This window comes from Bacillus cereus group sp. MG1 (genome assembly GCF_040460035.1).
GTDB lineage: Bacteria > Bacillota > Bacilli > Bacillales > Bacillaceae_G > Bacillus_A > Bacillus_A cereus.
Genome location: NZ_JARVGY010000001.1, coordinates 1790001 through 1801982, shown reverse-complemented (window position 1 = coordinate 1801982; position 11982 = coordinate 1790001). Strand labels below are relative to the sequence as shown.

The window sequence follows — 11982 nt, the reverse complement described above, 5'->3', positions numbered from 1 at the left end:
CCTCAACTCAAAATTCAGCGGAAGCAAAGAAGTTAGGTAGGGGCCCTGCTGCCTGTAAAAGTCCGATTGGTGAGGGCTGATTAAAGTTTTACTTTATTAGAGCTATCTTTGAAAAGAGATAGCTCTTTTTTGTATATATTTTCTTCAATTAGCGGAATCTAACTAAAAACTTGTTGAAAAGGAAGTTAGGTGGGGAAATTGTTAGAGCTTGAAGGTAACTTATTTGAAGTTATGAAAGAAATTAGGGATGAGTTAGGTTCACCTAATGATTTAACAATTAGAGAAGTTGTTCTTGCTGGGAGTTTTACACGTTGTGCGGTTGTGTTTTTATGTGGGTTAACAGACAAGGATAATGTTTATAAATATGTAGTTCGTACTCTTCAATATGAAGAAGTGCAAAATGAAGCGGCTGTCGTTCAGACGTTATTGGATCATTTTATTTCTATTGCGGAAGTGGGTAAGAAGACAACGTTTCCGGATATTATAAATGCGATTTTAGCGGGAGATACAGTTATATTAATTGATAATATTCAAACTGCTATCGTTATTAATAGTAGGGCTTGGGAGAAGAGAAGTTTAGAGCCACCAGTGACAGAAGATTTAATACGCGGACCAAGAGTTGGATTAAATGAAGATATTAATGTGAATAAAATGTTAATCCGACGCAGTTTACGCGATCCAAAGTTGAGGTTCCAATCTTATATTATGGGGAAGCGATCGCAGAAAGAAGTAACCCTAGTATATATAGAAGATATTATTAATCCTCACATTGTAAAAGAGTTAGATCGCCGTCTTCAATCAATAGTGACAGATGTTATTTTGGAAACAGGTACGATTGAACAATTAATTCAGGATAATAATTTATCTCCATTTCCACAGTTTTTGAATACAGAGAGGCCAGATAATATTATAGCGTCATTAGCGAAGGGAAAAGCGGCCATTTTAGTAGACGGATCTCCGTTTGCTCTTATTGCACCGCTTGTGTTTGTTGATATTTTTCAATCTGTAGAAGATCATTACGAGCGCTGGGTGATTGGAACGTTACTAAGATTTTTACGTATGGGTTCAGGTATAATCGCGGTTTTGTTACCAGCTATGTATGTAGCACTTGTATCTTATCATCAAGGACTTATTCCTTCTAAACTGGCTTATTCAATTGCAGGTGCGAGGGAAGGTGTTCCGTTTCCAGCATATATTGAAACGTTAATGATGGCCTTGACTATGGAATTAATACGAGAAGCTGGAATCCGATTGCCCAAACCAATGGGACAAACGATAGGGATTGTAGGAGGTCTTGTAATTGGAGAAGCTGCGGTAAATGCAGGGATTGTAAATCCGTTTTTAGTTATTATTATTGCAGTTACTGCGATTGCTACGTTCTCGCTTCCTGTATATAGTATTACGATTACGTTCCGAATTTTACTTTTCGTCTTTGTATTAGCTGCAACGGCTTTTGGACTGTATGGGATCATTCTAGCTCTGATTGCACTTGCTATTCATATTACAAATTTAACAAGTGTTGGTATACCGTATACAACTCCCATTGCTCCTGCATTTTATAAAGATTGGAAAGAAGAATTTATTCGCATGCCAAAATCGATGTTGAAAGATAGACCAGAGTACTTACAAACAAAAGATTCTACAATACGTCCAAAGGAGCGAAAATAAGTGAAACCATTTGAGTATGGCGATGAAGAGATTGGATCTCGGGAAATTGGGTTTGCGGTATCATCGACCATTATTGGTATAGGGGCATTGTCTATGCCGAGAGATATCGCTAACCAAACTTTATTTTCGGACGGTTGGATTATCTTGCTTTTGGGTGGATTGATTTGCGCAGTTTTAGGCTGGTTTGTGACGAGAGTGGCTATCTTATTTCCAAAACAAAATTTTGTTCAATATACGAGTGCGCATTTGACGAAGCCTGTTGCATACACAATTAGTTGTATTTTAGTATTAACGTTTGCTGCTTTGACAGCATATGAATCGCGAATGATTTCAGTTATTTCTCAAACGTATTTATTTAGTGATACACCAATACAACTACTGTCTTTCTTCTTCTTATTAGTTGTTATTTATGGAATAGCAGGATCAAGAGCAGCCTTATTAAGGTTAAATGTTTTATTCTTACCTATTGTTTTAATTGCGATAGTACTTCTTTCTTTATTGAATATAAATTTAATGGAAATAAATAATTTACTACCAGCTTTTCAAACGAAAGTAAGTCAATATGCTGTTGGAGTTAAAAATTCTATTTTTACGTTTATTGGATTTGAAGTAGCTTTATTTTATGCGGTGTTGCTGAATGATAAGACAGCGAAAAAAGCGCCGATGGCAGTCGCGAAAGCGGTGATGGTAAACGTGCTGTCATACATTTTAATTTATGTAACTTGTATTAGTGTTTTTACGTATATGACAACACGTGGATTGACATATCCAACAATTGAATTAGGGAAAGAAATTGAAATTGGTGGAGGATTTTTAGAAAGGTTTGATGCGATTTTTTTTACGACTTGGATTATTACTATTTATAACACGACAGCAATGTACTATGATGTCGCATCTTTATTGTTTTGTGCTATGTTTCCGAAAGTGAAGAAACATATTTTTATTTTCGTAAGTGCCCCAATTATTTTTATGGCGAATATGATACCTAGTAGTTTGAATGCTTTATCAAGTTATGGGACTTATTTAGCTTGGATAGATATGGGGTGTGTTGTGTTAGCACCTTTGCTCGTTTTAATTGTATATAAAATAAAAAGAAGGAATGGTGGAAATGAAACACCTTCTTAAAATTATAATGGTTATGGCTTTAACTGGATTTATGAGTGGGTGTTCTGAGTTAGAAGAGATAGAAGAAAGAGGATTTGTAGTAGGAGCGGCTTACGATATCGTGAAGGAGAAGAAAGCGAATCCAATTATGAAAGGGACCTATCAGATGGTACTCCCCAGTAAATTGTCTCAACAGGGTGGACAAGGGGGTGGGGATAGCGAAAATTATATTAATGTTAGTGCAAAAGCAGATAGTGTATTTGAACAAATAAGAATAATCGCTAAAAAAATTAGCCGTACATTATTTTTCCCTCATATACAAGTGATTATTTTCTCTGAAGAATTACTTTCACATCCATACATTTTACAAAATACGTTAGATGTATATATTCGCGATCATGAAATGAGAAGAAATATTCGTTTGTTCGTTTCTAAGAAAAATGCAGAAGCTATTTTAAAACAAAGTGCCAAGCCTGAAAATTTACCGGCGCAGTATATTGATATGTTAGCTGAACACCCTCCGAAAAATGCCCAAATGATTGAGGCTGTAAGAATTGGGGAGGTACAGGAGAAGATGATCTCTAACCGCAGTTTTGTATTACCTATTCTTGAACTGACAAAACAAGGGGTACAAATGAACGGTGCAGCATTGTTTCGTGGAAAGGATAATAAATGTGTAGGCAATTTGAGTGGGGAAGAAACATTAGGGATGAATTATATAATAGGCAAAAAAATTGGAGGTTTTTTTACGATTCGTAAAAAAAATCAACTTATTACATATGAAATTCATAAGTTGCGTCGAAAAATTAAAGTATCTACAACGAATGCTACAAAACCAAAGTTTGATATTCATTTATCTCTGGAAGGCACATTGGCTGAGTTGCATTTCAGTGATCATAAAAAGGTTTTGAATGAAAAGCGTTTAGAGAAGGATATATCGGAAGAAATGGAGGAGCGTATTCAAAAATCGATTAAGCTTGTTCAAAAAAAATATAAGGTAGATGTATTAGAGTTAGGGGAAGTGTATAAGCGACATAATTATAAAGAGTGGACAAAAATAAGTAAGAATTGGGATCAAGGCGAAAATTACTTTAGTAATGCTGAAATTACTGTTCATGTTCATCCAACAATTGAACATTCAGGTTCAGCTTTACCGAAAAGAGTGAAATAAGGTGATGAAAGTTGTTTACTGGATTAGGAATTAGTTGCACGATATTAATGGCAGTTCTTCCAGGAACTATATATTTTATTCATAAAAAACTCACAACGTATGGAGCACAGCCGTGGAATACTGATGTGCAAAAAAAGAAACCTGAATAATTTCAGGTTTCTTTCGTGCAAAGCATATGTGAAGGGGGATACCTTCTATGTATGCTTTGCTTTATACAAGCCCTAACCAATGTACCAATTGTGTAGAGAGGAATGTAACAACAATGGCGATAACGGTAGGGATTGCAAACGATAAGAATGTCCATTTTGCACTTTTTGTTTCTTTGTATATATTAACAAGTGTTGTTCCGCACGGGAAATGAAGAAGTGAGAACAACATTGTGTTTAACGCTGTTAACCAAGTCCAACCATTTTCTAGGAATAGATTTTTAATTTGATTAAAATCATCTATTTCAGTTAAAGCCCCAGTTGATAAGTAAGACATTAATAAAATTGGGATTACAATTTCATTAGCGGGTAGTCCAAGAATGAATGCAGCTAGAATAAACCCGTCAAGTCCTAACATTTTAGCAAATGGATCTAGGAAGTTTACAAAATACATAAGTAAGCTTGTGTCACCGATAAAAATGTTAGCAAGTAACCAAGTTAATGCAGCCGCAGGGGCAGCAACAACTATAGCTCGTTTTAAAACATAGATTGATTTATCGAGTGTTGCGCGAACAATGGTATTCCAAACTTTTGGCTTGCGGTACGGAGGTAACTCAAGTGTGTAGTGAGTTGGAATCCCTTTTAAGGCTGTCTTTGATAGTACCCAAGAAACAGTTAATGTCATAATAACACCAATTACAACCATTCCAACTACAACGCCAGCAGTAACCAATGTTTGCATACTGCCTGTATAACCAGCAGCCATAAATAGTGAAGCCATTAAAATTAACATAGGCCAGCGACCGTTACAAGGAACGAAGTTGTTCGTTAAAATTGCTAGCATACGTTCACGTGGTGATTCAATGATACGTGTTGACATAATGGCTGCTGCATTACAACCAAATCCCATTGCCATTGTTAAAGATTGTTTCCCGTGTGCGCCGGATCGTTTGAATAAGCGGTCCATATTAAACGCGACACGTGGTAAGTATCCGTAGTTTTCTAATAGCGCGAACATAGGGAAAAAGATTGCCATAGGTGGTAACATAACGCTAATAACAGCACCGATACCACGGAACAAACCAAGTATTAAAATGCCATGTAACCATTCAGGTGCATGCGCTGCTTGGAACCAAGATGTTAAATATCCTTCGGCCCATCCGAAGAATTCGGCAATCATATCAGATGGTACGTTAGCGCCTGCAATTGTAAGATAAAAAATAATAGATAAAATACCGAGCATAATTGGGAATCCCCAGATTGGAGATGTGAAAATTTTATCTAGTTTTTCGGAACGATATAATTTATCAGTATTTGTATATTGGACAGATTCTTTACATATGCTTGCAGATGTTCGGTAAATATCTCCGACTATATCATCTCGTATATCTTCTTTTGAAAGTGTTTGTGCATGTTGAATAATATAGTCTAATGGAAGACCTTTACTGGCTGAGTGAGATTCCATTAATTACGACCTCCCTTACAAGTGGTTCATTATGGTGTTTTTGAAGTGTAGTTAAGAAATTTTTATCTCCATCTAATATACGTAACGCAATCCAACGTGCTGGATACGTATCACCGAACACTTTATAAATTTGTGGTTCTAATTCCTGAATCATATTTTCAATTTTTTCGCTGTAAGTAATTTTAATTGGTGTTGGAATTAGTTTTTTATTTGCTACTCTTGCAATAACATTTAGCAAATGACCAATACCTACTCGGTTACGTGCTGAAATTTTAACGACAGGTACACCAAGTGATTTTGCTAATTTCTTTTCATCGATAACAATCCCTTTTTTCTCGGCTTCATCAATTAAGTTAATGCAAATGACTACATTATTTGTCATCTCCATCACCTGGAGTGCTAAATTTAAATTTCTTTCCATAGCAGTTGCGTCTATAACAACTACAGTTACTTCTGGTTTTTCAAATATAATATAATCCCTCGCTACTTCTTCGTCTGCGGAATTTGAGTATAGTGAGTAAGTTCCCGGTAAATCTATTAATGTATAATTACTTCCGTTATGTTCATATTCTCCTTCAGCTTTTAAAACAGTTTTTCCCGTCCAGTTTCCAGTATGTTGTTTTAAGCCTGTTAAAGTATTAAATAATGTACTTTTCCCTGTATTCGGGTTACCAGCTAAAGCGATACGATGTTTGCTCATCTGAAATCATCTCCTATTAATACCCCGAAAATAAGGGAGCTTTCTTCTTTACGCAGTGCAATAGTTGTGTTGCTCACTTGATAAGCGACCGGATCTCCAAGTGGACTGCGTTGCAATACTTTAATCGTCGCCCCCGGGATAAATCCCAAATCTAATAAGCGTCGTTTCATAGTTCCTTCTAATTGTATCTTCTCAATTTGTACAAACTCTCCTATTTTAAATTCGGAAAGTGGTTTTATATTAGCCGATACCATAAAAGTTACCTCATCTCTATATTTTTAGTTTGAGTTCAAAAAGTTTCCTAAGGTAAACTTTTTGTTAGTAATATAGTAGACTACATTGGATTATGTTGTCAATTAGTACTTTAAAAATATTCATTTATTTTTAGAATTGTTCCAATTTATTTAGTTGTACTAAAAAATATTACTGAAATTATTTTTAATGTGCATAAATTAGGTGTGTAAAAATTACAAAATACAGCGGAATTGTAAATGTAACTTTAACGAAAAGGGAAAAAGATAGAAAAACATTTACATTGAATTTACATTGTTAAGAATATATTTACATTGCAGCGTAGTTAGTGTGGTTTTTGTTGGGTTATTTAACTATAAATGTTGGGATTTCTAGCTTTTAAGGATTATTATCGTCATTTACTTAAAATTAAAAATTGCTTAACACTCACATAATATTGTTGTCCTACAATGAATTTGTGTTCGAAAGAAAATGAATTCGAAAAGTGATAATCCAAATGGGGGTACAAGACATGGTTATGAAAAAAGGTATTAAATTTTCTTTAGCAGCTTTAGTGGTAGCAGGAGCATTAGTTGGTTGTGGGAAAGCAGAAGATACAACTAGTAAAGAAACTGCTAAAGGAAGCGATAATACAAAACAAGAATTATCAGGTACGATTGCAGCGGCTGGTTCTACAGCTCTTCTACCTCTTGCGGAGGAAGCTGGAAAGAAATTCATGGAGAAAAATTCAAAAGTTTCTATTCAAGTTCAAGGTGGCGGTAGTGGAACTGGGATTAACCAAGTAGCATCTGGTGCAGTGCAAATTGGTAATTCGGATGTTCCGTCCGGAGATAAAATAAAAGATGCTGAAAAGGCGAAAGAATTAGTAGATAACAAGGTAGCGGGTATTGCATTCGCTCTTGTCGTAAATAAAGATGTAAAAGTTGATAACTTAACAATGCAACAAGTACAAGATATCTTCACTGGAAAAGTAACAAACTGGAAAGAAGTAGGCGGAAAAGATGAAAAAATCAATGTAATTAATCGTCCGGCTTCATCTGGTACACGTGCTACATTTGAAAAAACGATTATGAAAGACGCGAAAATTAATGATGGAACTGGTACAACACAAGATTCTAACGGTGCAGTAGAGCAAGCGATTAACTCTACTCCTGGTTCGGTGAGTTATTTAGCAATGTCTTACATGGTCGGCGAGAAAAAAGGCGCACTACAAACAGTGAAAATTGATGGTGCTGAACCGAAAGTTGAAAACATTGCGTCTGGTAAATATCCATTCTGGTCTTACGAATATATGGTAACAAAAGGTGAAGCGAAGGAAGCGACGAAAGCTTACATCGATTATGTAAAAGGTAAAGATTTTGAAAAGCAAGTAGAAGATATGGGCTACATTCCAATGTCTAAATTAAATAAGTAATAAAATTTTATGGGGCTGGCTGCAAGGCCAGTCCTGTTCATTTCAATCTGTGAAGTGGGGTCTGTCCTGTGATGAAGGGGAAAAAACAAATTAATTACGTAAAAAGTGAATATATAGGAAGATCACTTGTTACGTTTTGTGGTATTTTTATTGTTTTAATTACATTAGCTATTATTGCGTTTATTTGTGGGAAAGGTATTCAATCTTTTACACAAAGTGGTATCTCATTTACTGAGATGTTAACATCGACAAAATGGAATCCAAATGCTGATCAAGGATCCTTCGGGGCTTTAATTTTCATTGTAGGTTCAACGGTGGTTTCGTTAGGTGCGGTTATTATTAGTGCACCAATTGCTATAGCTCTTGCTATATTCATGAATTTAATTTCGCCAAAGTTTGGAAATAAAGTATTGAAGCCTGTTCTAGAATTGTTAGTTGGTATTCCTTCGGTTGTATACGGATTATTAGGTGTTACGATTTTAGTACCACTATTACGTGATTCGTTTGGGGGAGTAGGCTTTAGCTTAATTGCAGGTATTGTTGTATTAAGTATTATGATTTTACCTACTATTGCTAGTATCGCTTCTGATGCAATACGTTCTGTTCCATTTGATTATTTAGAAGCTTCTTATGGTCTAGGATCAACGAAATGGCAAGCGATTAGCCGAGTAATTGTTCCTGCTGCGAAGAAAGGGATTTTAACAGGTGTTGTTTTAGGTTTAGCGCGTGCTTTTGGTGAAGCGCTAGCGGTTCAAATGGTAATCGGGAATACGATTAAATTACCAGAAGGAATATATAGTCCGACAGCGACGTTAACTGGTATTTTAACAATGGACATGACGAATACATTGAACGGAACTGCTTGGAACAATGCGCTATGGACTTTAGCGATGATTTTACTTGTTATTTCATTCCTGTTTATTTTAGTAATTCGAGCGATTGGGCAAAGAGGTGAGCGATAATAATGAATGCAAGAACGGTAAATAAAGTTTGGACAGGTATCTTTTATGCGGTTGCAGCTTTAGTTGTAGCTTTGCTAGTGTTCTTAGTATTTGAAATTTTACAAAAGGGATGGGGATTTTGGGATCCTAATTTCTTGTTTGGAGAACCAAGCAATACAAGAGCTGGTGGTGGGATTGGTCCGCAGTTATTCAATTCCTTCTACATGCTTGTTATAACGCTTATTATATCTATTCCTCTTGGATTAGGTGCTGGAATATATTTAGCAGAGTACGCAAAACAAGGACGTTTTTTAAATTTTGTTCGTCTATGTATAGAGACGATGGCGTCTTTACCTTCTATTGTTGTTGGTTTATTTGGTTTGTTAGTGTTCGTTACAATGACAGGTTGGGGATACACAGTAATGGGTGGTGCTCTTGCTTTAACTATTTTAAATTTACCAGGTTTAACGCGTGTTTGTGAAAATGCGATTTCAGAAGTTCCTCATAATGTAAAAGAGGCAAGTCTTGGATTAGGTGCAACGAAGTGGCAAACAATCGCTCGTATTATTATCCCATCGTCATTACCACAAATTATTACAGGGATTATTTTAGCGGCGGGTCGTATATTTGGGGAAGCGGCAGCATTAATTTACACAGCGGGTTTAACATCCCCGATTTTAAATTCAGCAGCGGATTTATCAAGTCCTGCGCATCCTTTAAATCCGTTTAGACCAGCTGAAACATTAGCGGTTCACATTTGGAAATTAAATTCTGAAGGAGTTATTCCAGATGCGAAGTTGATTGCGACAAAATCTGCAGCTGTATTAATTATTATGGTATTACTATTCAATGTTATTTCACGCTTGATAGCATCTATATTACACAAGCGCTTTACAGGAACGAAAAGAAAAAGTAAAACAACGAAAAAGGTAAAAGCGGCATAAATTATAAAGAAGAACTCTCTATTTATAGGTAGGGGGTTCTTTTGTATTTTAATATAGAAGGAATGGATGTAATGATTGTTGAATTTGTGATTAATTATAAAGAAGAACAGATGTAATTTGGATTGTGGATTCTAGTAAACCTATAGAGCAATATGTGGAAAAAATGATGGATTTTATGAATAAATAGAGAGAAGGCGTTATCTTCATTTGTGAAGGTAACGCCTTTTGTTTTTAAATATCAGGTGTTTCTGTAGAAGTGCTTATTTTCCTACGGGAGCGTCTTTTTCTCCCGATTTTATCTAATAGTTCATACATAACTGGAACGACTACTAATGTAAGAGCAGTTGAGACTGCCAAACCGCCGATGACGACGACGGCTAAACTTTTTGATACCATACTTCCTGCTTGGGATTGGCCAAATAGGAGTGGGAGCATAGCAACGATTGTTGTAATAGCTGTCATAATAATTGGGCGTAGTCTAGTAGAACCTGCTTCAAGTAAGGCTTCTCTAGTTTCCATTCCGTGTTCCCGATTTTGTTGGACTCTTTCTATTAATACAATAGCGTTTGTAACAACAATCCCGATTAACATTAATGCGCCGATCAAGGAATTTACATCAACAGGTGTTCGTGAAATGATTAATCCTAAAATACCACCGACAGCAGCTAACGGTAAGGAGAATAGGATTGCAAAAGGAGCACGTGCTTGCCCGAAGGTGATAACCATAATTAAATATACAATCCCGATTGCAATCCCCATAATTTTGAATAAATCTGTAAAATTCTCTTGCATAGATTCAGTAGCTCCTGCGATATTTACTTTTGCACCACTAGGTAAATCTAAGTCAGTCATCGCTTTATTTACTGCTGTGTTTACTTTACTCAAATCTTCATTTGAAGCTTCGGCTGTAATTTGGATTGTTTCTTTTCCGTCTTTATGGAAAATTTCTGTTTGCGTTTGTTTTTCTGAAATAGTTGCGATGTCTTTTAAAGGTATTGGTCCATTAATAGGTGATAGTATGTTTGTATTTAAAATATCTTCTTGTTTATTAATGTTTTCTTTTTTGTGTTCTATCATAATAGTAGCTTTTTCATTATTAATTGTAATTTCGCCAATAGGTGATTTCTTCATAAGGAATGCTACTTGTTGCGCAGCTATTTCTGGTGTTAAACCTAGTTGTTCAGCCTTTGTTTGATCAATATGAATTTGCCATTCTTTTTTAGAGTCTTCTAAATTTGTTTTTACTTTAGAAAGATCATCCATGCTTTTTAGTTTTGTTTCAACGATAGTAGCCGCCTCTTTTAAATCCGCTTCGTTAGTAGCTGTTACGTTAAATTGTAAGTTATTGCCGCCGCCAGAGCTTGAATAACTTGTTTTTATATAATCAAGTTCAGCAGGCTCAAAAGTTTTATTTTCCTTTTTTAACTCTTTAATATATTGATCAATATCAGAACCTTTTTTAAAGACTACGAATATACTAGCGAGGTTATTTTTAGTTGTTTGCCCCCATTGTGCATCTTCTGCGCTAGATCCCATTCGTAAAATAACGTCTGTTATATCTGAATTAGAAAGTAATTTCTTTTCAAAATCAAATGCTTTTTGTTTTTGAGATTCAGCATTATAATCGGCTGGAAATGTCATGTTAATAGATAACATTGTGTCGTCTTCAGATTTTATGTTTGCTTTCGGTAGTAATATATAAGCTGCAATTGATCCTACAAATAATAAAAATGCAGTAAGTAGAATAATGAATTTATGAGAAAGAGCCCACTTTAATGTAGCGACATATCGTGATGAAGAATTTGGCTTTCGATGCTTTGTTTTTTTGAGTAGTAAAAAAGCCATAAGTGGAACAACTGTTAGTGCAACGATTAAGGATGATAGTATAGAATATACAACTGCTAATACCATAGGTAACATTAATTTTCCGATTGCTCCCGCTACGAGGCCGATAGGTAAAAAAACAGCGACCGTTGTTAAAGTAGAAGAAGTAATTGCGACTGCGACTTCTTTCGTTGCATCGAGAATGATATCTTTAGAGAAAGAATCTTTTTGTAAACGGCGGAAAATATTCTCGATGACAACGATACTATCATCGACGAGACGTCCAACCGCAACAGCTAAACCACCGAGGGTTAAAATGTTAAGCGTAATGTTAGATTGATGTAGTAAAAAGA

The 11982-nt window shown here is 35.5% G+C and carries 11 protein-coding genes (1 of these 11 cut by a window edge); 7 read left to right on the top strand and 4 right to left on the bottom strand.

Annotated elements, in window-relative coordinates; genetic code table 11:
• Nucleotides 1-189 precede the first annotated feature (189 nt).
• The 4 genes from gerLA to QCI79_RS09430 are packed head-to-tail and all read left to right on the top strand — an operon-like array spanning nucleotide 190 to nucleotide 4092.
• Nucleotides 190-1668: a spore germination protein GerLA gene (gene gerLA / locus QCI79_RS09445; protein ID WP_003283200.1), complete on the top strand. Its 1479-nt coding sequence runs from the start codon at nucleotides 190-192 to the stop codon at nucleotides 1666-1668.
• Nucleotides 1669-2793 (top strand): spore germination protein GerLB, encoded by a 1125-nt coding sequence (gerLB, locus tag QCI79_RS09440; RefSeq protein WP_000801992.1) that lies wholly within the window; start codon nucleotides 1669-1671, stop codon nucleotides 2791-2793.
• On the top strand, nucleotides 2777-3943 hold the full coding sequence (gerLC, locus tag QCI79_RS09435; RefSeq protein WP_021727613.1) for a spore germination protein GerLC: 1167 nt from the start codon (nucleotides 2777-2779) through the stop codon (nucleotides 3941-3943). The genes gerLB and gerLC overlap by 17 nt, the downstream gene beginning before the upstream one ends.
• An 11-nt stretch (nucleotides 3944-3954) precedes the next feature.
• Nucleotides 3955-4092, top strand: coding sequence for a hypothetical protein (locus QCI79_RS09430; RefSeq protein ID WP_000493997.1), 138 nt, complete (start codon nucleotides 3955-3957; stop codon nucleotides 4090-4092).
• A gap of 61 nt (nucleotides 4093-4153) precedes the next feature.
• Here the strand turns inward: QCI79_RS09430 and QCI79_RS09425 are convergent, their stop codons facing one another.
• Genes QCI79_RS09425 through QCI79_RS09415 form a run of 3 tightly spaced genes read right to left on the bottom strand, consistent with a single transcriptional unit; the run spans nucleotide 4154 to nucleotide 6508 of the window.
• Nucleotides 4154-5554 carry a nucleoside recognition domain-containing protein gene (locus tag QCI79_RS09425; RefSeq protein ID WP_000443624.1) on the bottom strand — a complete coding sequence of 467 codons (1401 nt, stop codon included), beginning with the start codon at nucleotides 5552-5554 and terminating at the stop codon, nucleotides 4154-4156.
• Complete coding sequence (locus QCI79_RS09420; RefSeq protein WP_000033868.1) at nucleotides 5532-6254, bottom strand: FeoB small GTPase domain-containing protein; 723 nt, start codon at nucleotides 6252-6254, stop codon at nucleotides 5532-5534. The genes QCI79_RS09425 and QCI79_RS09420 overlap by 23 nt, the downstream gene beginning before the upstream one ends.
• Nucleotides 6251-6508 carry a FeoA family protein gene (locus QCI79_RS09415; protein WP_000252982.1) on the bottom strand — a complete coding sequence of 86 codons (258 nt, stop codon included), beginning with the start codon at nucleotides 6506-6508 and terminating at the stop codon, nucleotides 6251-6253. The genes QCI79_RS09420 and QCI79_RS09415 overlap by 4 nt, the downstream gene beginning before the upstream one ends.
• Before the next feature lie 509 nt (nucleotides 6509-7017).
• Here QCI79_RS09415 and QCI79_RS09410 point away from each other — a divergent pair.
• The 3 genes from QCI79_RS09410 (at nucleotide 7018) to pstA (ending at nucleotide 9805) form a co-directional block, all read left to right on the top strand.
• Nucleotides 7018-7920: a phosphate ABC transporter substrate-binding protein PstS family protein gene (locus QCI79_RS09410; protein WP_000245109.1), complete on the top strand. Its 903-nt coding sequence runs from the start codon at nucleotides 7018-7020 to the stop codon at nucleotides 7918-7920.
• Nucleotides 7921-7991: 71 nt separating this feature from the next.
• Nucleotides 7992-8882 carry a phosphate ABC transporter permease subunit PstC gene (gene pstC, locus QCI79_RS09405; RefSeq protein WP_000676676.1) on the top strand — a complete coding sequence of 297 codons (891 nt, stop codon included), beginning with the start codon at nucleotides 7992-7994 and terminating at the stop codon, nucleotides 8880-8882.
• Nucleotides 8883-8884: 2 nt separating this feature from the next.
• Complete coding sequence (gene pstA / locus QCI79_RS09400) at nucleotides 8885-9805, top strand: phosphate ABC transporter permease PstA (protein WP_000994140.1); 921 nt, start codon at nucleotides 8885-8887, stop codon at nucleotides 9803-9805.
• A 231-nt stretch (nucleotides 9806-10036) separates the two neighbouring features.
• Here the strand turns inward: pstA and QCI79_RS09395 are convergent, their stop codons facing one another.
• Nucleotides 10037-11982, bottom strand: the 3' portion of a protein-coding gene (locus QCI79_RS09395) for an efflux RND transporter permease subunit (protein ID WP_000375534.1). It continues 1099 nt past the right edge of the window; 1946 of the gene's 3045 nt are visible here — the last part of the coding sequence; its start codon lies beyond the right edge, outside the window; the stop codon is at nucleotides 10037-10039.

Bases quoted from the DNA above. Each gene is read 5' to 3' on its own strand.
- QCI79_RS09420 (WP_000033868.1), bottom strand. From the start codon at position 6,254: ATGAGCAAACATCGTATCGCTTTAGCTGGTAACCCGAATACAGGGAAA.
- QCI79_RS09415 (WP_000252982.1), bottom strand. From the start codon at position 6,508: ATGGTATCGGCTAATATAAAACCACTTTCCGAATTTAAAATAGGAGAG.
- QCI79_RS09425 (WP_000443624.1), bottom strand. From the start codon at position 5,554: ATGGAATCTCACTCAGCCAGTAAAGGTCTTCCATTAGACTATATTATT.
- pstA (WP_000994140.1), top strand. From the start codon at position 8,885: ATGAATGCAAGAACGGTAAATAAAGTTTGGACAGGTATCTTTTATGCG.
- gerLC (WP_021727613.1), top strand. From the start codon at position 2,777: ATGAAACACCTTCTTAAAATTATAATGGTTATGGCTTTAACTGGATTT.
- pstC (WP_000676676.1), top strand. From the start codon at position 7,992: ATGAAGGGGAAAAAACAAATTAATTACGTAAAAAGTGAATATATAGGA.
- QCI79_RS09410 (WP_000245109.1), top strand. From the start codon at position 7,018: ATGGTTATGAAAAAAGGTATTAAATTTTCTTTAGCAGCTTTAGTGGTA.